This is a genomic window from Pirellulales bacterium, from assembly GCA_019694455.1.
In the GTDB taxonomy this organism is placed as follows: Bacteria; Planctomycetota; Planctomycetia; order Pirellulales; family JAEUIK01; genus JAIBBY01.
This window is the reverse complement of the sequence record JAIBBY010000062.1, coordinates 1-20,763: the sequence shown is the minus strand read 5'-3', so window position 1 is coordinate 20,763 and position 20,763 is coordinate 1. Positions and strand designations below refer to the sequence as shown.

The following is a 20,763-nucleotide window of genomic DNA, read 5'->3' as shown; positions in this document are numbered from 1 at the left end:
ATTCATCAGGCCGACAGATCGGCCTCTTCGGCGGCGAACTGCTCGTACATGCCGCGCGCGATTTCCAAGTCGTGCGCCCTTGGAACGAGCGCCGCGCGAATCCGCGCGCGGCGGATCACCCCCTTCTCCAGGCGCTGGCGAAACAGCGGCGCGCGCAGCGCGATGTCGCCATCGCGCGCGGCGAACTGTTGGCCGCAAAAGTCGCTGGGGTGAATCATCTGCACGTAGCTCGGCGCGTCCCCCGCTTGGCGACAAACGACCAGACTGGTCAGCTCGCCGTGGCGCGCATCGTCGCGCGCGGTCCAAGCGTTGGACTTGTCGCTGTAGCTGAAAATCTCGTTCGCGGTCCAGGTGGCGCCAATCGACAGTTCAGGATCGCTATCGAGCCGATCGGTATGCACGGAGACTTGCAAGTCGATCCGCGCCGGAAGGTTCGCGGTGGCGGCGGTGGCGCGCCAATCGAGTTCGAGCAGCACAGGCCACTTTTCCGTGGGGGCATAAGTGGCGATGAGCGCGTTGCCGCGAGCAAAACAATCGATTAGCGCGCCGACAGAACCGCGCGCGGCGCCAAGCTCAATGGCCAGCGCCCGCGCCGGTGAGCCGAGAAATCCCATTCCCTGGTGAGGAGCGCCGACATCGAGCCGCGCGTGGAGAGAATCGAGTTCCAGGGTGGCGACAGAGTTCGCCAGGCGCCAAGCAGTCCGCGTCATGCCTGATGGGAAATCGGAGGTGGGAAAATAAAAACCCCGCCGCTCGCAGCGAGGCGAAACGGCGGGGCCGGAACAGAGAAGAGGCCTTTATGCGAGACGGCGCTTACAGCCGAACTGCCCGCTCCAATCAATGATCTGTTGTTCCGGAATGGGGATGATGGGATTCAAAGTGTTTCGTAATCGAGCGGCACTTTGAACACCCTGATATTACCAGGACATTTCAGCATGTCCAGAAATTTTACAAAAATATTTTTCGGCGCTAACCGTTCGCGTTGGTAGGTAAATCGCGGCCTCTGGCGGCGGGGCGGAATCTTTGCCCTTGTCCCCCCAATTTTTCTATAATCGGCCGAGTCGCAATTCGCCGCTCGGATGGAGGCAAAATGCCGGATTATCGAGAGGTGGCCGAGGCCGCCGTACGCGCCGCTGGCGCTGCCTTGCTCGATTGGCGGGGCCGTTTTCACGTGCGTCAAAAGGGGCCCTGCGATCCGGTCACCGAGGCCGATCTGGCGGCGCAGGAAGCGGCCTGGGCGGTCCTGTCCAAGGCCTTCCCTAGCCATGACTTGCTAAGCGAAGAATCGCCGCACGATCGGCTCGCCGATGAACGCTTCCGGTGGATTCTCGATCCGCTCGATGGCACGCAAAACTATGTCCATGGCCTGCCGCTGTACACGGTGTCGCTGGCGCTGGAACGAGCCGGAAAGTTGCTAGTGGGCTGTGTTTACAACCCGGTGAGCGACGAGTGTTTTCTGGCCGAGTCGGGGGGGGCCGCGACCTTGAACGGTCTGCCGATCCGCTGCAGTGGAGTCGAGCAGATTGGTTCGGCGCTGGTGGCGATCAGTCTGCCGCCATTGATTTCTCGCGAATCGCCCGAGTTACAGCAATTGATCGAGGTCAGCACGCGGGCGCAGGCCATTCGCCGGCTTGGGTCGTCGGCGCTCAACCTGGCGCTGGTCGCCGCCGGGCGACTCGACGCCTTTTTTGCGACAGAAACGCACATCTGGGATATCGCGGGGGGGGTGGCGCTGGTCGAGGCCGCCGGCGGCACGGTAATCGACCCCAGCGGCGGACCGGTTGACCTGAAGAAACCCCGGGTCGTGGCGGCGTCGACCGCCGCTTTGGCCCGGCAACTAGCGTCTCTGCTGCAGGGGTGAATGGGAGTGGTTTCAATCGCTGAGCGAGGCGCTCCCAGACGGAAATGGGCTGCGGAGCAAACTCAGTAAGTCCCTATGCGTAGAAAGTTTGGTCGCCGCGACGGCAGCAACTAGACTGGAGTTTGCCTTGCCAACCGGCGGGTCCACGTCTGGCAATTGGTCTGCGTAGCAGGCAACCGCGTTCGCGGCTTCTGACTCGGGGCAGTGAAGGTTAGGTTCTTGCGTCATTTCTTGTTTTGGACGGTCGCGCTGACGCTATTGGGCGGCATTGCCCCTGCGCGGTGGTCTGCCGCCGACGAGACCGATGATAGCGCTCCCCGGCCTGCGACAAGCGACTCTGCGGCGCCCAGCAAAGTTGCGCCGCCGGCCGCTGCCGGAGTTCAGGACGAGCCGCAAGTGATCTACTTGCCCGACGAGAATGGCAAGCTGCAGCCGATCCTCAACGTGCCGCTGGAGCGACTGCAGACGTTGTTGCGTCAAGAGAAGGGGGCGCAGGCCGACGCGCCCCCGAGTCACGTGGTGGAACTGGCGGTGACGGGCCAAGTGGAGCGACAGCGGGCGCGGCTCGATTTTACGATTCAGGTGCAAACCACCAGCAGCGACTGGATCAAGGTTCCGTTGCGGCTCGATGGCGTGGTGCTGGAACCCGACTCCATTCAGTGGGAAGGAGCCGCCGAACATCTGTTGGCGCCAGACAAAGGGGGGGGCGGTTACGCCTGCTGGCTGCGCCGTTCCGCCGAGGAGCCGGTGATATTGCGCTTCCGCGGCCTGGCGCGATTGGAGTCGGCGGGCGACGAAACCCGATTGCGATTGCAAACTCCCTTGGCCGCCACACAGGTGCTGGAACTGACCGTGCCCGGCAGCGATCTGGTGGCCCGCGCCGCCGACGAAGCGTTGTTGGAACAGAGCATCGACGGGGAGAACACTCGCTTCAAGCTCTCGACGGCGCGCGGTCCGTTGGAGTTGTCTTGGTGGCGGCGCGGCGAGTCGGGGCGCGGCGCCGCGCCGGCGCTGGAAGCGACCGGTTCGATCTTGGCGCAACTCGGCCATCGCCATGTCGAGGAGACGGCGCTACTAACGGTACGTTCGCTCGATCGGCCGTTCGATCGCTTCCGCGTGCGATTGCCCGAGGGCGCCACGCTCAAAAGCGGCAGCGGCCATAGCTATGCGGCGATTGAATCGTCAACGGCGGGGGAGCGCGAGCAGGGCCCGGGGGGCTGGATCTACGAGATTCAGCTTGAGCAGCCAGTGCGACAAACCGAGGTGCGGCTGGTGAGCGAGCGCAGCGACCTGGCCGACGGCGCATTTGTGCAGTTGGCGGGCTTTGAGGTGCTGGAGGCCCGGCGGCAATCAGGCTTTTTGGCGGTAGTGGCCGAAGGGGGGTGGCAGGTGGCGTTTGGCGAGCATGACAACATGCACCGCACGCCCGACGCCGAGGCGCCGGCCGAGTTGCGACGTCAGCCGATCGCGGCCAGTTTCAGCTACGTGGCGCAGCCGTGTTCGCTGGAGGCGCGCTTGGTGCGCCGACAGGCCCGCCGCGTGGTCGAGCCGACGTTCGTGTTTGGAGTGGAAAAGGACCGCGTGCGCCTCGACGCGCGACTGAAATACAACATCAGCGGCGCGCGGATCGATCATATCGAACTGCGCTGGCCCGACGCCGACTGGCAGATTGAGGAAGTGGGGCCGCCCAATCTGGTGAATGTGGAGCAGTTGAATCTGTCGGGTGTGCTGCCGACGATTCCCTTGGCGCAGCCCACCACCGGCGAATTAGAGGTCACACTACGGGCAACGCGGCGCCTTGATCCGGCGCAGCCACGCCTGGTGCTCCAGGCGCCGGCGCCGGTGGCCGATCTGGTCAAGCCGGCCATCGTGGTGATCGCGCCGGCCGATAACTTGCGCGTCGTGCCGCGCGTGGAGGAGCTATTGGGGCTGACGCGATTGTCTCGACAAATTGTGCGTGGCCTGCCGACTTCGCAGCAAGAGCCGCTGTATTATCGCGCCGATAGTCAGCAACACCGTTTCGCGGCGGAGGTCGAAGCGTTGGCTCGCGCGATTACTTCGCAAATGGTGGTCGAGGCCGTGCGGAAGGCCGACGCCTGGCAGGTAGAAGCGCGCTTCAACGAGCGGATCGCGAACGTGCCGGCCGCGCAATTGAGTTTTGAGATCGGAGTCGCCGCCCCGCAACGACTTGGCCTGCGTGTCGCGGTCGATGGCCAGGCGCTGTCGGCCAACGACATTCAATGGAGCCCGACCGAAGTGGCGCAGCGCTGGCGCATGAGTGTTCCGCTGTCGACCGAACGATTGGGAGAATGCTCGGTCGTGTTGACCTATCGCGTGGCGGACGCCGCGGGCGCCGATGCGGCCGCCGCGATGCAATTGCCGTTGTTTCGCCCCTTGGAGGCTGAGGTGGTCGACGCGCGCGCGTCGTTGACCACGCCGGAAGGCTGGGAGGTCGCCGCCGTGGCGCCGCCGTGGCGACAGACCGCCGTGACCGCGTCGGGCAATGGCGCCGGGGGCGCGCTGCAACTTGAGGCGACCGGCGACGTGCCGACTTTGAAATTTCAAGTCAAGCGAACGGAGGCCGCGCGCGCCGCGCCGCTGGTGGTCGACCGACAATGGGCGCAGTCTTGGTTCAGCGGCGCGGAGCGCCAAGATCGGGTGGTCTGGCGACTGGTCACCACGCGACCGCAAGTGGAGTTCGCGCTGCCGGCCGGGGCGGTGCTCGAATCGCGCCAGGTGTTTGTGGACGGACGCCGATCGACCTCGCTGGTGGCGGGTCGCGATCGCGTGCGCGTCGATCTGCAGGCCGGCGCGCAATCGGCCCCGCGCGTGGTGGAGCTGATCTATCGATTTGCCACGCGCCGCGGCGGCTGGAGCCGATTGCCTGTCGAGCCGGCAGCGCTGGTGGGCGCCGATTTGACGCGGCATGGTTATTGGCAAATGGTGTTGCCAGAGTATCGCTATCTGGCGCTGGAGCCGCACGAATTGGTTACGGAAAACGTCTGGCGCTGGCGGCGCTTTTTTGCGGCGCGTGAGCCGCGGCTGACCACCAGCGAACTGGAACAATGGGTCGGCGCCCGGCACGAGCCGACGGCGCCCCCCGCGGCCAATCAATATTTGTTTAGCATGCTGGGGCCGCCGACCGCGGTTTCGCTGACCGTCATCGACCGCACGTATCTGGTGCTGTTGGGGTCGGGCGTGGTGCTGTGCGTGGGCCTGGCATTCTTGCAATTGCCGGCATTGCGTCGTCCGGCGGTGTTGTTGCTACTGGCCGTCCTCCTGGCCGCGGCGGTCCTGTGGGATAGTTCGGGCGCGATGGTCATTGCCCAATCGGCGAGCTTAGGGGTGGCGCTGGTGGTGGTCGCGGGCGTATTGAAGCGGCTGGTGGCGGGTCGTCGGCCAGCGCCGGCCGCGTGGCGACGCTCTCCCAGTTCGATCATCGAGCGCGGATCAACGCAACACCCGCGGGCCGTGGTGGCGCCGGGATCGAACTCTTCCACCAAGGCGGGCGTGTCTCTCGAGCTGGCACAAGAATCGAAGTCGAACTGATGCACGCGGCGCGGCGCTTGGCAATTTGGAGCGGCATCTTGGCTTGGGGGCTGGTCGCCTGGGGCGACGAGACGGCGCCGCCCGCGCTCGAGTCCAAGCCGCGGGCGCTGCCGCGCTGGCGCCTGCTCGGCGCGCCCGCGGAGAACCCACGACAGTGGCCCGCCGGATCGGAGAGTTACCTGCCGATCCGCCGCGAGGAGTTCGATCGCGCGGTCGGCGCTGCCGCGCAGCCGGACGTGCGCGACGACGCCTTGAGTCGGCCCTTGGTCGTAGCTGCACAGTACAGCGCGAGCTTGGTGGGAGACTGTCTGGTAGGTAGCGACGCGCAGTGGCGGATCAGCCGCCGCCATGCCGCTAGCTCGCAGTTGGCGCTCGACGCCAATCTGGCGCTGAGTCGCGTGCGGTGGCAGTCGTTGGAAACCGGTGACGCTTCGAGCGCGCCCAGCGCCGAGTTGGCGATCGCCGCCGGGCCCGATCAACGCCAGACACTGGCGGCGCCCGCGGACGGGATCGTGACTTTTGACTGGTCGCTGCGCGGCCAGCCCGCCGGCGAGTCGTTGACATTCGAGTTATCGCTGCAGTCCAGCCTGTCGAGCGAGCTGAATTTGGAATTGCCGGCGAGCAAACGTGTGGATGCGTCTGCGGAATCGCCGCCGGTCGTGTCGGAAGAAGTGACCGGGGATATTCGGCGGGTGCGGCTGAAGTTAGGCGCGGCTCGAAACGTGCGACTGAGCATCGTCGACTCCGCCAAGAGAGACACGGCGGGCGCCGCGCAATTGTCGGAGCGATTGGCGTATGACATCACGCAGCGCGGGTTGGAGCTAACCGCCGACTACGACATCAAGCCGGGCGCGGCGCCGCTGTCCGAATTGGTGTTCGACGTCGATCCGCGACTGACGATCCTCACGGCGACCATGGGCCAACAGTCGCTGTCGTGGTCGCACACTGCCGGCGGTGAAGGCGCCCCTGGCCGCATCCGCTTGACGCTCCCCGAGTCACCGGCGGCGCAGGCGCTGCGCATCACGGCCATGGCGCCGGTCGTGGAAAAACAAGACTGGCGGTTGCCCCGCTTGGCGGCTCGCGACGCGCTGTGGACCTATGGGCGGGTCGTCTGCCGTGTGGCGCAACCGCTCGTCGTCGCTTCGTTCGCGGCGCCTGGTTGTCGACAATTGTCGCAGGGCAAGCTGCCGGCTCCGCTGGTGGGCGAGGTCTTTGAGTTCGAGGCGTTTGACGAACAGCATCAGTTGCAGCTTTCATTGGCGCCGACCGAGTCGCGCGCCGCCTTCAGCTCGGTGGCGCAGTTGCGCGTGACAGAAACGGAGATCGCTTGCGAAGTCGCGGCGCTAGGCTTGGTGAACGGCAACGATCTTTGGGAACTGGCGGCCCACGTGGGGCCCGGTTGGGTGATCGACGCCGTGGAAGGGAGCGACGCCCTCGATATCGCCGCCTGGACTGTGGAGGCGAGACCAGACCCCAGGCTGAGGATTGCCCTTGGCGCCGTGCTCCGCTCGGGAGAGTCCATTCAATTGCGCGTGGTGGCTCGCAAGATCGACTGGCACTTGGGCCAAACCTTGGAGTTGGCAGAACTAATGCCGCTGCAATTCGCGGGAGACGAACAGCAATCGTACCTCGCGTTGCAGGTCGATCCGGGGCTTGCCGTGCGCTTTGATCACGGCGCCTGGCGACCCACGAGCGGAGCTTTGCCCGACGCGCTCGCCAAGTTGGCTGGACCGACCAACTCGGCGCTGACGTTTGCGCTGCGGCCCGACCTGCTGCCGCGCCGGCTGACCGTGGAGCCGTTGGCCACGGCGCTGGAGGCGAAAGCGCAGATCGATGCCGAGGTCCGTGGCGGCGAATTGGTCGAAACCTATCAAGTGGTTTGTCAGCCACGGCAGGGGGAGCTATCGAGTCTGCGGGTGCGCTTGCAACCGCCGTCGTCGGAGCCTTTGGTGTGGCGTCAAGACTCGGCGGACGGCGCGCCGTTCGAGGCGCGGCGTGTCGCGCCCGCTGCGCCGGCGAGTGACGACGAAATTTGGGAGATTGCCTTCGCGCGGCCGCGCGAGGGTCCGTTCGAACTGCGCGCATCGCGACGGCGCGAGTTGCGCGCGGCGACGCGCGTGTCGCTGCTCATGGTCGAAGGCGCGAAGCCGCTCGTCGGCCGAGTCGCCTTGCGCGTCGATCCGGCGTTGGCTGTGAAGATCGCCGCGCACGATGTGGAGCCGTTGCTTCCCAACCTAGCCGCCGCCGAGGCGACGGCGATCGTACACAACTACTCGTATTCCGTGGCCGATTCCACCGCTGGGCTTGGCGCCGCGCGCATTGAGTTGACGCCGGTCGCCGGCACACCGTCGGCCACCACGCTTTCGGCGGTCGCGGTGACCGAAGGCGATCCGCTGCGCGCGCCGCGCCACCGAGCGCGCTACCTGGCGGACCGGGTCGGCCAAGATGGTTTGACATTGCGAGCACCCCCTGGCGCCCGCCAGATCGTGGCCAGCATCGATGGCCGCCGCGTGACGACGTCGCTGGTTGATGGCCAGGCGGCGCTGGCGTTGCCGCGCGCCCAGCGGAGCATCGTGGTCGAACTGGAGTTTGTCACCCCGGCGAACGACGCCGGTTTGAGCGCGCCGTTCTGGCGAGTCGATCCGGCGGTCGAGACGCTGTCGCAAAAATGGATCGTCCGCGTGCCGCCCGGCTATGAACTGCACGGCCCGGGCATCGTCGCTGCCAAGTCGACGCCGGGCGAGCGTTTGTTTGGCGCATGGGGCGCCGCGCGCGAGGGCGCCTTTCGTCCCTTCACGGCGGCGGCCTGGCTGGCGCTTTGGCCGGGCAGTCGCGACGCCGAGGTCCGCAAGCAAGATCAATGGGCCGCGCTGCTCGACACCGCGCAAACCATCCCGCAACCGGCGGTCACCTGGGGACAACTGATCGCGCGCTGGGGGCGCTTGCTCCAGTCCGAAGGAAAATCGCTATGGGTTGATCCGCAATTACTGGCCCATGGCGCGGGTCCGCAGCAGCCGTTGCCGGTCAGAACCGGCGCCGCGGAGAGTGGAGTTGGACTGCTGCGAGAAGCGGCAATCGCCACGCTCATCGCGAATCGCGAGGTGCGGTTGACGACCCTTGCCGAGGCGCAGCGCCGGGCGCGCCACGGCGAGCTGATGGAGCTAGCGGAGCCGAACTTGTATGCCCTGCCGACTGCTGCTCTGCGCGGGGATTGGATTCCGGCGGCGCGGTGGGCTGATTTGTCGGTGACTGGCGCCGAAGCGCGATGGGCCTTCGATCCCGCGCCGGCCGGCTGGACCGAACACGTCTTGCCATGCCCGCCGGGCGTGACGCGCATGTTGCGCTGGGTCGATCTGGGATCGCTGCGCGTCTGGGGTTGGATCGTTCAACTTGCGGCGGTGGGCTGGGGCGTATGGCTGTTGTCGGGGCGAACACGTTGGTTGGCGGGCCTGTTGGCGCTGGCCGTCGGCGCGGCGCTGATGGCGCCCAATCGTTTTGTCCCACTCACCTCGGGCGCAGTGACGGGGTTGCTGTTGGCCCTAGCGTGGAATCTGACACGTCCGGCGCGGGCGAAGGCGCAGGCCGCTGTGGCGTCGACAATCGCCGCGCGGACGCCGGTCGCGTCGCGATCGTGGTCGGGCACGACCACCACGGCGCTGTTGATTGCCGGCGCGCTGTGCCAAGCCGTGGGCGCGCAAGAAGCGGCTGACGAGCCGCTTTCGGTGCTGACGCCCATCGACCGCGCGGGGCGCGCAGTGGGCGAGTTTTATTATGTTCCCGAGCCGCTCTGGCGCGCGCTCGGCCAGCAACCGGCGCAGCAGGCGGTTGACTGGAAGTTGCTGCGCGCGACCTACCGCGGCGACTTTGCGTGGCAAGTGGCGCGCCAGTCGTTGCGTTTGTCTTGGCTGGAAGCGCGCTGGGAAATCGAAACTCTGGCGCCTCACACGGCCGCGCGTTTGCCGCATTGGTCTGATGACGCGGCGCGCGTGCGGGTGCTGATCGACGGCGCGCCCCTGGCCGATGCGGCGCAGACGACCAAGGCGCCGCTGACTTTTGTCGACGCGGGACGGCACATCGTCGAGGTGCGCTGGACTGGTCCGACCGACAAGATCGACATTGATCTGCCGATTCCGGTGCTGCCCACGAGCCGCGCGGAATTTTCGTTGCCCCCCGACGCGCCGGCGATCGAGTTTCCGTCGGCGCTGGGGCATGTGGAGCGGCGCGATGAGCGTCGACAAGTGGTTGTCTGGCTCGGACCCGCGGAGCGTTTGCAGGTGCGATTGGCTGGCGCCGCTGGCGGCGGCAATGGCGCGGTCGAAGTCGAGCAACTGCTGTGGATGACCGTGCAGCCTGGGGCGACACTGCTGCGGACGCGCTTACGGTTCGATCGGCCGGCGGGCATGGACTATTTCCGCTGCTTTGGCGATCGTGATCTGCGTTTGTTGTCGATCGACGAGTCGCATGGTCCCGCGCCGCAATCGGCGCCGTGGGACGATAGGCGCCAGTTGTTTCAGTTCAGCTTGCCGCCAGGGCAGACCGGTCCAACAGAACTGCGCGCCACGTTGCTCGTGCCGGGCGCCGGCATTGGCCGCGTTCAGCTTCCAGAGTTGATTCCCAGCGAAGGGCGCATCGCGCAGCGCTGGCTCGCGTTATCGGTCGACGAGTCGTTGGCCGCGCGGCTGGAGCCGGCCGAGTTGGCCGACGGCGCGCTGGCGATCGATGAGTTTTTGAAGGCCTGGGGCGCGGCCGACAGCACGCCGCAGCAGGCCCACGCGCTGCCTTTGTCGGCAAGTGTGGTGGTGGCCGCAAGCCCGGTAGAACCTCAAATGGTCAGCGATCGGCAACTGGTGCTCGGCGTCACGCGCAGCGGCGTCGATGTCACCTTTCGGTCGCAGTTGCATGGCGCGCAGTCGCCGCTGTTTGTGCATCGCATTCAGGCGCCGCCCGAACTGGAGGTGACGTCGGTCTCGGCGCGGGCGGCCAACGCCGAGCAAGTGGTGCGCTGGAGCCAAGCGGCCGACGGCATGTTGACGCTGCTGCTGTCCAGCGCGCCCGAGGGCGATCAAACCGTGCAGGTGACGGGCCGCCTGCCCGGCGCGGCCGAGATGCGGCTGCCACGTCTCACGGTGGAAGGGGCGCGGATTCGCGCGACCAGCGTGATCGTGCTGCGCGAGCCGAACGTGCGCGTCGCGCTAGAGAATCGGGACAATCTGGCGCCGGCCGAGGCGTCGCTGCCGTCTTCGTTGACCTCCGCCGGGCGCAAGCTGGTGGCGCACGAAACGAGCACCGCGCCCGACTACGGCGCCACGCTGGTCATCAGCGATAATGAACCGCGGGTCGAACTGGTCGAGACGATCTCGATCGAGCGACGCGCCGAACTGTGGCGCGCCATCGTCGAATGTCGGGGCGAGGTGACGGGCGGCGTCTTGGATGTGTTGCGGTTCCAGTTGCCCGCCGATTGGACTGGACCATTCAAGTCCGACCCGGCGGGCAGCTTTGAAACCAATGGCGGCGGCGAGGCGACATGGACCCCAGAGCAGCCGTTGGCGGGCGAATTTCAAGTGCGCTTCGAGGCGCCGCTGTCGGCGCCGCTGGCGCCCGCGGTCGTGCCGCTCGACGCGCCCGATGCGCGGGTATTTGTCAATTTGCCGCTGATTGCCGGCAGCGCGTGGGACACCCAGGGTCTGGAGATCGAGGGCGCCGCGCCGGAGGGTTATCAGCGCTTTCGCGCCGGCGGCGCCTTTGCCGCGGCGCTGGTCGACCGCTCGACTCGCCGAATCCGCGTCGAACTGGCCACCATGGAGGTGAAAATCATGCCGCGCGCGCCGGCCGTGGCGCTAGCCACCTTTGTCATTTCGGGCGGTGACGAAGTTTGCACGCTGGAGTTGCCGCCGGCGTGGAAGTTGTCGGCCGCCGTGGTCGAGAGAGTGGCCGTACAACCGCTATCGACCGGTGAGAACCAGTACACCATTCCGCTCGTCGCAGCGCAAGCGGCGCAGCAGGTCGAGTTGGCGCTGGTGGGCGCGTCGCCAGTGGACGCCGCGGGCCAATGGAGCGCCCCTCCGCCACGGATCGCCGGCGCGCCGCCGCGCGAAACGATTTGGATAGTTCATGGTCCGGCGGAGCGCGCGGGCGCAAGTGACGCGACCCGTTCGTTGAGCACGGTCTACTGCCGTCGCTTGGAATTGCTGATCCAGCGGTTGACGGGCTTGGCCGCGCAGAAGACGCGCGCCGATTTCGCGGCCCGCGTCGAGCGCTGGCTGGCGCTTTATCGCCAGTGCGAGGCGCGCGCGCGATTGCACCTGGCGACGTTGCCGGCGGCGCACGCCGATCAAGAGCGCTGGAACTTGTTAGCCAAGGATGCAGGCGAGAAATTTGTCGCCGCCACGGGGCAGCCCTGGGAGCCATTGGCCAGCGAGTTGGCGCCGGCGAGCGCGATCGAGCAGCAGTTGCGCGATGCGGCGCTGGTCACTGCGCCCGCGTGTTTCGCCGTGGCGGGCGAGGGCGCGCCGCGGCTGACGAGCGTCGCCGAAGCCACCGATTGGAAAGGGCGCTTCGGGTTGGCCTCGCTGGTCATGGCGCTGGGTGTCGCTTTGGTGTGGCGCCCCCGGTGGACCAGCGCGCTGGAATCGCTGGTCTGGCATTGGCCGCCTTTGGCGGGCGTGGCGCTCGGCTGGGTGTGGTGGCGCTGGCTGGAGTGGAGTCCCGCCGGATTTGCGATTCTGGTGTTTTCGCTTGGCGCGCTTTGCTGGCAGGCCATTGGCCAGTGGCGCGCTGGCGGTCAGCCAGCCGCGAGCGGCGCTGCGGCCGAGCGCGGGGCGTAAGGCCGCAACCAGTTTGGCCCGTTCCACTTGGGGTTGGGCGCGCCGGTCGAACCGCCTGTTCCGCCGTACTGAATCCTCGGAAAGCGGTCTTTGCGCTGGCGCGAGGTTGTGTTAACTTTCGCCCCACATCGAGCGTCGGCAGACTTAGGTTTCGCGAAGAAGCGAGTCGCCGGCGCGATGCGTCGCAATCGGCCGTGAAGCGCCGATTGTCCTGAGGCCGACAAGGAAGGAGGCCGTCGATGAGTTCCGGCGCCAAAGAACAGGTTCAATGTCACATTCGTTGGATGATCCGCCGCGACATGGCGGAGGTCCTGCAGATCGAGGGAGGCAGCTTCGAGTTTCCCTGGTGCGAGGACGATTTCATCCGCGCGCTGCAGCAGCGCAACTGCATCGGCATGGTGGCCGAGCATGAAGGCCGCATTATCGGCTTCATGGTGTACGAGCTGCACAAGACGCAGATTCATATCCTCAACTTCGCCGTGGCCGAGCCGCATCGCCAAAAGGGAGTCGGCTCGCAAATGCTGACCAAGCTGGTGGGCAAGCTCTCCAACCAGCGTCGCACGCGAATCATGCTCGAAGTACGCGAGACGAATTTGTCGGCGCAGGTGTTCTTCCGCCACAACGGATTTCGCGCCATCTCGGTGCTGCGCGAGTTTTACGAGGACACCCCGGAAGACGCCTACATCATGGAGTATTGGTATCAAGCTCCCGATATGGTCGAGCAGCCGGTGGTCAATCGCATCGCGCGGCTGGCGGGCTGATCGATCGCCGATTGCGCCAGACGCTTGCGCGTCAGAGCGGCACGATGGTCGGCGTGAGCGTCGTCAGGTCGACCACGGCCAGCGAGCGCGGATTGGCGCGATAGAGCGCGCCGGGGTTGAGCACCCGGGTCGGCCCCTCGTCGTGCCATTCGGCGGCGTGCGTATGCCCGTAACAAACCAGCTCGTGCGCGCCGGAGCGCACGGCGTCTAGCCAGAGCCGCCGGTCATCGCTGTGGGTAAAGGCGATCCGCCGCTGGCCCAATTCAAAGGCGTCGAAGACGCCGGCGCAGGTTTGGCCAGCCCGCTCGATGGCCGCGGCCAATTCGGCGCGCGCGTCGTCGCAATTGCCGAACACGAATCGGGTGGGCCAGGGGGCGAACAGTTCGACAATCTCGGGCGTGCCGATGTCGCCGCAGTGAATGACGGCGGCCACGTCGAGCGACTGCAGCATGCGCACCGCCTGGCGCGTGTTGCCGACATGCCCGTGCGAATCGCTGACCACGCCGAGGAGCATGACGTTATTTACCTCGTGCCAATAATCTCGACCGGGTCGCCCACGCGGAGAACGCTGTTCCAACTCGAAGGCAAGATCCGCGTGTTCACCGACAGGCGATAGAAGTGATCGAAGCGCTCGCGGCACGCCCAGTCGGGCAGTTCCTCGCGGCGCAGGCGATTGAACCGCGACGCAAATTGGTCGATGGGCTCGCCGCTGTGCGAATCGCGCGAGGGGACCGGGCAGCGCTGGCACGGGTTGGTCCCCTCGAAAGCGATGTCGCCGATGGTGAAGCGCACGTCGCGCCCGACCTGCGCCACGAGGCGGTCTTCCCAGAACGGTTCGACGCCGTCGATTTCCAAATTGGCCCGAAACCGCGCCCGCACCTCGTCGACCGGCAGATCGAACCACTGGCCGATGCGGGCGAGCGTGGCCGTGCTGACCACTGTGGGGCCGGGCGACTCGGTGTCGTCGGGAAAGCCGCCAAACGGGTTTTGCTGCATCGTCACTGGCAGCTCAAACGATTGCGACAGCCACGCGGCGAGCCGCGGCAGGTCGGCATCGAGCGAAAAGCGTCCCTCGGCGCCGGTCGACTCGTCGCGCAGCGTCACCTCTCCCAGGGCCAAGTCGTAGACCGCGCGCAGCCGGTGTACCCGTTGCGTGCGCTTGCCGTTGATCCAGTCTCCTTGCCGATCGAGGCAGACCAGCTCGCGATCGCCTTCCAGCGCGCCGGGCGAAACAATGTTGGCCTCGGGTGTGCTGACCCCGTCGAGCGACTTGATGGGAAACAGGTTGATGCGCGCAAGAGTCGCCATGGTCAGTGACCGGAGTTAGACGCTGAAGCGGACGTGCAACACGTCGCCGTCTTGCACCACGTAGTCCTTGGGTTCTTGGCGGACCAGATTGTTCGCCTTGATCTCGCGCTCGCTGCCCAGGCGAATCAGGTCTTCTGCCCGCATGGTCTCTGCGCGGATGAAGCCGCGCGCCAGGTCGGTGTGGATGTTGGCGGCGGCCTCGAGCGCGGTGCCGCCGCGGTGCAGCATCCAGGTGCGCACTTCCTTGTCGCCGGCGGTGAAGTAGAGGAATTGGCCAGAGACTTCGAGAATCTTGCGCAAGAGGTCGTCGCGTCGCGAGCCGACGAGCCCTAGTTCTTGCTCGAACTCGGCGCGATCGGCCGGCTCCATGCGGGTCAGCTCCAACTCCAACCCCACCCGCGTGGCGAACCACGGCTGGTCGCCGAGGCGGGCGGCAAAGCGCTGGGGCTGGTCGTCGTCGTCGGCCAGATTGACGACGATCAGCTTGGGCTTTTGCGTGAGCAGGCGGAACGAGCTGATCGCCTTGCGCTCTTCGTCGCTGAGTTGGCGATCGCGCAGCGCCTTGGATTGCTCCAGGTCGACCAGCAGCGGCTTGAGCAGCGCCAGCTCGGCCTGGTCTTGCTCGCGCGAGGGGCGCGGCTTTTTGACCAGCTCTTCGAGCTTGGCGATGCGATTGGAGACAATCTCCATATCAGCGAGCAGCAGGTCTTCTTCAAAACTTTGCAGGTCGTCGAGCGGGTCGGAGCCGGCGTACGCGGCCACCACCAGAATGATGCAGCCCGCCTCGCGAATCTGCGCTAGCCGCGCCGCGTTGCCTTCGTGGTCGCGCGCCAGGCCCGGCGTGTCGGCCAGTTCGAGCGACGCCAGCGTGATCTTCTTGGGGTGGTAGATGTCGCACAGCGGTTGCACGCGCCCGTCGGGCACGGCGGCCATGGCGCTTTGACCCTGGTGCGCTTGGGCCGGGTCGGGGGCGACGCCGGTCAGCCACTCGAACAGGGTGCTCTTGCCCGATCCTTGATATCCGACTAATCCAATCTTCATGCGATGCAGCGGCCTTGCGACAAGGGATGCGGCACGCCGTGGCGGCGGGCCGAAGCGAAACGACGAACATCGCCGCGCCAGCAGGGGGCGCGGCTAGCGTCGAGACGGCCGAGCCGTATGAGGATGGATGGCGGCCAGCGCGTCGAGGGCCTGTTCTACCGCTTGGGCGCGCTGTTTGTCTAGTTGCTGACGGCCAAAGCGCACCACGTAAAAGGCGTCGGTCACCCGCACCGGCGCTAGCGCCGCATCGGGCGGCAACCCCCACTGCGCCAATCGCTCGGCGGCGACGGCGGCGAACTCTTCTTGCGTGCTGCTGACCGGCCGCACCAATCCCCAGGGGGCAAGCGTCTGTTCCAGCCGTCGATAGAACTCCACCACGGTCTGTTCGCCGCGCGATCCCAACAGGCCGCGCCGCGCCAGCGCGCTCCACAGTTTGCCGAACATCCGCAGCGGCCAGCGCCAAGCGCGTAGCGCCAGCGCCAGCCCTAGCAGGACCAGCGCGCCGAACAGAAACCAGGGGCCAGCCCGTGGGTTATCGATGCCGATCGCCAGCAGCCAGCGATTGAGCGCCGCGCGCCACCAGGCAGGATCAAAGAGGTCGCGGGTGGTTTGAATGATCCACAGCGCCAACGGCTCGTAGATCGTGCGCAATTGACGATCAGAATCCATGCCCATGATGTAGCTCGACCACAGATAGCGCGCGTAGTCGATGAATTGCCGGAACGACGGCACGCCCGACGCCGCGCCGATCCGCGAGATGGCGCCGCCTGTGCCAGGGGTGGGGTCGAGCGTCACCCAAGCGCCAAAGCGCCAGGCGCGCTGGCCGCGCAGCTTGTCGGGGAGTTGATCGGGGCGCAGATACGCCTCGACCCAGGCGTGCGCGTGCAGTTGTCGCACCTGATAAAAACCGAACAGATATTCGCCGCCGTTGAAGCCGATCACCATCCGCGAGGGGATGTCGACGCTGCGCAACATGAGCGCCAGCGCGCTGGCGAAGTATTCGCAGTGCCCGACTTGATGGACGAACAGAAAATCATCGATCGGGTCCTTGCTGGGATCGCGCTTGGGCGGGCTGAGCGAGTAACTGTACAAGCCCGAGTCGTGCAAATGATTTGTCAGCGCGCGGGCGCGGCCCATGGCGTCTTGCGGATCGATGCCGGCGGTCAGCGCTTCGGCCAGGGTGGCCATTTCGTCGAGGCCATCGGCCGGAATCTCGGTCAACTCCCTGCGCACGCTCGGCTCCAACAGCCGCGAACTAGGCAACAGCGAGGTTTGCCGCCCATCGGCGAAGCCGGGGGTGTAAACTTCCAGCGTTTGATCGCGATGCGGCTCGCTGCGCGTCAATTGCTGCGTGAGCGCGTTGAACTGCAAGCGGTTGCCCGACGGATCGACAACGCCGGCCAGCGGCGCCACGCAATACACGCTAGAGACGTTGAGCGGGCGCAGATGAATGACCTGCCGCACCAGTTGCGCGGAGACCGCGCCCATGCCGGGCGCGAGCGCCGAGTGCGTGCTGTCTCCCGCTTGGCGCCAAGCGCCGCGGGTGTATTGAGAGAGGATGGGGCCGCGAAACAAGGGCGCCTGCTTGAGCGTATAGGGCTGGTTCGAAGCGCCGCGATAGAGTTCGATGCGCATCACCACTTCGGGGTTTTCCATGATCGGCCCCAACTCGCCGAGCCGCACCTCGTTGGACGCGCCGACCACGTTTTGCGGCTGCCCGGTCGGCATGCGCCAATTGTTTTGATGCACGCGCGGCACCACAAAGAAGAACCCCAGCGCGATGACCAACGTGGTCGCGGCCAGCCCGCTGATTTGCCGCAGAAAGCGCCAGCCAATGGCGTTGCCGGCGAAGGCCGGCTCCCAGGCGGTGCGGATCGCCGGACCGCGCAGAGCCAGCGGCCAGCGCGCGTTGTCGGCCGGGGCCGCGATAGAGGCAATGGGCGCGGGGGCGATTTGGCGGCACTCGCGCATTTCGCGATGCAAAAAGAACAGTCCCAACGCGGTCAGCCCGCACAGCAGATACACCAGCAGCAACAGGCCGAACAGCAGCTCGAAGTTGAGCGCCGTGGCCACCGCGACCTGCAACAGGCTCAACAGCGCGAGTAGCCAGTAAGTGCTGTTGGTCTTGCGTTGATACAACAGCACGAACTGCAAATAAATCAGCAGGTTGGCGACCGCCAACAGTTGCGTCTCGCTGCCAAAACGCTGCAAGAAGTCCCACACAAAGATGACGATGGCGGTGCTGCCGGCGATGTTCGCCACGCGCGGATTGAGTCGCAGCCAGCCCGACACGTCGGTCAGATACACCGAGCTGGCGGAGACGACGATGGCGATCAACGGCAGCGTCATCTCGCGCTCGCCCATGCCGAGCAGCAGCGTGCCTAGCGCGGTGAGCGTGGCCATCGAGATTTGCAGCAGCAGTTCGATCGTCACGGAATCATTCGGCCAAAAAGTACTCGGGCAGTTCGGAGGCGCTGGTTGTGAACGTGGTCATTTGCGACAGCCATTGCCGCGCTCTCCCATCGGGAGCGACGGCGGCCAGCGCGGCGCTTTGGGCGGGATCGGCCGCGCGGGTGGTGATGAGAATGGCGCGGGCGCCGGGCTTTTGCAGCGGCGCCACCTGCAAGAACAGTTCGTGCAAGCGGTCGGCGTGGATGGCCGAGGCGGCGGCCAAAGCGTCGAGCGCGGCCTCGTACAACTTGGAGGTGGTCGAGCCGCGCAGCACACGATTCTCCTGGCACGCGATGCCGAGTGTGATTTGCGCGCCTCCCTTGCGACAGGCGTCGGCGACCAGTGTGCCGGCGAAGCTGGTGGCCAGTTCGACATTCTCCACGTCTTCGATGCTGGCCTGCGCCGGCAACCACAAGTCGACCAGCACCACCAGATCGGGTGTGCGGCTCCGTTCAAACTGCCGCACCATGAGTTCGCCCATCCGCGCCGAGGTGCGCCAATGAATCCAGCGGCGACTGTCGCCGGCGCGCCAATCGCGCACGCCGTAAAAATCTCCTTCCACCAGCCCGCGCTCGCGCTGCTGTTGATGGCTGAATTGCTCCGCGTGCCGGGCGAGCGCGCGGGTTTGATTTTGCAGGCGGCCCAGTCGCGGCCAGACGATCAGGGTTTCGGTATTTCCGACCGACAGCGAGCGACGAAACAGTCCGAGCGGAAAGCGGGTCGAAACCGTAAGTGGTCCAAACTCGTAGTCGCCACGCTCCATAAGCTGCGCTTGGTAGCTCATGCGCAGCGTCTTGCCAGCGGCGACATAAAAGAACATCACGCCGGCGTCGCGCGGCGCGACACGCCCCCCCACTTTTTGAATGGCGTCGCCGACCACGATGGCCCACACGCCGAACCAGCGGCGGTGGTTGGTGAGCTCGATGGCCACTTCGAACGGCTCGCCAGCGTGCACCTGGCTCGGCAGCACGCGCCGTGCCTCGACGCGCCGTAGCGCGAACCAGCCATACCACACACTGTAGACCAAGGGGCCCGCCAGCATGCCAAACAACAGCATCAGCAGGTTGATGTCGCGGATCAAGGCGCCGACGAACACGAACGAGATCACGCCCAGATAGCACCAGCCCTCCGTGCGAATCGTCAATCCGCTGACGACGGCGCGGGCCGCGCGGTGGGGCGCGAAGAATCGTGACAGGGCCATGAATCTGTTCCGTGAGCGGACGGCGACAGGACGGCAGCCAATTAACGCGGTGTGGGAATTGTAGTCAAGAGTCTCTGGAGAAGCGCCTCGTTCACCTCGCGCTGCCCCCCGTATGGGGAACTTTTGTTGATCACACGGTGCGCCAGCACCGGCGCCGCCAGTTGTTTGACATCGTCGGGCGTGACAAAGCCGCGGCCGCGCGTAAACGCCATGCTCTGGGCCGCCCGATACAGGGCCAGCGCGCCGCGCGTGCTGACCCCCACATGAAGTTCGTCCAAACGCCGCGTCGATTCGACAATCTCCAGCAAATAGTGCTGAATCGACTCGTCCATCGCCACGTCGCGCACCGCCCCGCGCAGCGTCAGCACCTGCTCGGGCGACAGCACGGGTTGCAGATGGTCGACCGGCTCTCCCGCCCGGTGGGTGGCGATGACGCGCAGCTCTTGCTGGCGGTCGGGGTAGCCCATCGAGATGCGCATCAGGAAGCGATCGAGTTGACTTTCTGGCAGCGGGTAGGTGCCTTCGAACTCGAACGGGTTTTGCGTGGCGATCACCATAAAGGGGCGTGGCAGCGGGTAGGTTTCGCCGTCCATCGACACCTGACATTCGCTCATCGCTTCCAACAACGCGCTTTGCGTGCGTGGCGTGGTGCGGTTGATTTCATCGGCCAGCACGATGTTGGCGAAGATCGGGCCCGGCCGATATTCGAAATCGCTGGTCTTCATGTTGAACAGGCTGCTGCCGACGATGTCGCTGGGCAGCAGGTCGGGCGTGAACTGGATGCGCGCGAACTTGCCGCTCACGCTGCGAGCCAGCGCCTTGCCTAGCAACGTCTTGCCGACGCCGGGCACGTCTTCGAGCAGGATGTGCTCGCCCGCCAGCAGCGCCACCACGCACAGCCGTACGACCTCGGGTTTGCCGAGCACCACTTGGTTGATGTTGGCTTCGAGGCTTTCGATCTGGCTGTGCAATTCGGCGGACAACGCAGGCCCTTCTCTATCAGTACCTGGGAAGACAGCCGTCGCGGCCTGCTTCCGACTTGCCGCCCTTCGCCGGCCCGATGGGCCAGCGTGTTCCGGTTGCGGCAGCCTCCATGGTAAAGGGTGGCGCGGCGGAATCCAGCAGAGAAATCCGCCAATCGCAAACCACGGCTGCGAAAGGAGAAATGGTCTACCGAGGCCCAAATGCGGGGGGCTATAATCAATCTTCGCTTATGCGTTGTCTTTGTTTCCGCTGTCCGCATGAGTGAGCCCGCCATGTCGATTGGCCCGGATGGTTGCCGCGAGTTTCGCGCGTCGCGTCGCGTGGCATCGCGTCGCGCGCTGTTGCAGGCGGGAACCGTGGGGCTACTGGGGCTGAGTTGGCCGCGGCTCTTGGCGGCTCAAAGTCAGCCGGCGGCCGGTTTGCCTCCCGGAGCGGGCAAGGCCAAACGCTGCATCTTTCTGTTCATGTGGGGTGGTCCCAGCCAGTTGGACACCTTCGACCTGAAACCGCACGCGCCCGCCGAGGTGCGCGGCGATTTCAAGCCGATCTCGACCAGCGTGCCAGGGCTACAAATCTGCGAGCACTTTCAGCGACTGGCGCCGCACATGAACAAGGTGGCGCTCGTCCGTTCGCTAGGGCATAGCGATCCGGCGCACCTCTCCAGCGGACATGCCACGCTGACGGGCCATTTGGCCCCCCAACTCAATAGCGACGCCTCCCCGCCGAGCGATCGCGACACGCCGGTGATCGGCGCCACGCTGGCGCGTGTGCGACAGGCGCCGG

General features: G+C 66.0%; 12 protein-coding genes. 5 read left to right on the top strand and 7 right to left on the bottom strand.

Annotated elements, in window-relative coordinates; translation table 11 throughout:
- Positions 1–5: 5 nt before the first annotated feature.
- Complete coding sequence (locus K1X71_18535) at positions 6–710, bottom strand: hypothetical protein (protein MBX7075145.1); 705 nt, start codon at positions 708–710, stop codon at positions 6–8.
- Between the two features lie 380 nt (positions 711–1,090).
- On the opposite strand from K1X71_18535, the gene K1X71_18530 reads away from it, so the two are divergent.
- The 4 genes from K1X71_18530 (at position 1,091) to rimI (ending at position 12,995) form a co-directional block, all read left to right on the top strand.
- On the top strand, positions 1,091–1,861 hold the full coding sequence (locus K1X71_18530; GenBank protein ID MBX7075144.1) for an inositol monophosphatase: 771 nt from the start codon (positions 1,091–1,093) through the stop codon (positions 1,859–1,861).
- Between the two features lie 219 nt (positions 1,862–2,080).
- Entirely contained in the window at positions 2,081–5,410 is a 3,330-nt protein-coding gene (locus tag K1X71_18525) for a hypothetical protein (GenBank protein ID MBX7075143.1), read from the top strand.
- Positions 5,410–12,234, top strand: coding sequence for a hypothetical protein (locus K1X71_18520; protein ID MBX7075142.1), 6,825 nt, complete (start codon positions 5,410–5,412; stop codon positions 12,232–12,234). Before K1X71_18525 ends, K1X71_18520 begins: the two co-directional genes overlap by 1 nt.
- A 284-nt stretch (positions 12,235–12,518) precedes the next feature.
- Positions 12,519–12,995 (top strand): ribosomal protein S18-alanine N-acetyltransferase, encoded by a 477-nt coding sequence (gene rimI / locus K1X71_18515; GenBank protein MBX7075141.1) that lies wholly within the window; start codon positions 12,519–12,521, stop codon positions 12,993–12,995.
- A gap of 31 nt (positions 12,996–13,026) precedes the next feature.
- Here rimI and K1X71_18510 read toward each other — a convergent pair whose 3' ends face one another.
- The 6 genes from K1X71_18510 to K1X71_18485 form a co-directional block, all read right to left on the bottom strand.
- Positions 13,027–13,509: a metallophosphatase family protein gene (locus K1X71_18510; protein ID MBX7075140.1), complete on the bottom strand. Its 483-nt coding sequence runs from the start codon at positions 13,507–13,509 to the stop codon at positions 13,027–13,029.
- An 8-nt stretch (positions 13,510–13,517) separates the two neighbouring features.
- Complete coding sequence (locus K1X71_18505; protein MBX7075139.1) at positions 13,518–14,303, bottom strand: MOSC N-terminal beta barrel domain-containing protein; 786 nt, start codon at positions 14,301–14,303, stop codon at positions 13,518–13,520.
- 15 nt (positions 14,304–14,318) lie between these two features.
- A complete protein-coding gene (locus K1X71_18500; protein ID MBX7075138.1) occupies positions 14,319–15,344 on the bottom strand; it encodes a DUF933 domain-containing protein in 1,026 nt (341 codons plus the stop codon).
- 93 nt (positions 15,345–15,437) lie between these two features.
- On the bottom strand, positions 15,438–17,777 hold the full coding sequence (locus tag K1X71_18495) for a DUF3488 and transglutaminase-like domain-containing protein (GenBank protein ID MBX7075137.1): 2,340 nt from the start codon (positions 17,775–17,777) through the stop codon (positions 15,438–15,440).
- Positions 17,778–17,781: 4 nt separating this feature from the next.
- Entirely contained in the window at positions 17,782–18,996 is a 1,215-nt protein-coding gene (locus K1X71_18490) for a DUF58 domain-containing protein (protein ID MBX7075136.1), read from the bottom strand.
- A gap of 41 nt (positions 18,997–19,037) precedes the next feature.
- Positions 19,038–19,979 carry a MoxR family ATPase gene (locus tag K1X71_18485; protein ID MBX7075135.1) on the bottom strand — a complete coding sequence of 314 codons (942 nt, stop codon included), beginning with the start codon at positions 19,977–19,979 and terminating at the stop codon, positions 19,038–19,040.
- A 273-nt stretch (positions 19,980–20,252) separates the two neighbouring features.
- On the opposite strand from K1X71_18485, the gene K1X71_18480 reads away from it, so the two are divergent.
- On the top strand, positions 20,253–20,763 hold a 511-nt coding region (locus K1X71_18480; GenBank protein ID MBX7075134.1), incomplete at its 3' end, for a DUF1501 domain-containing protein.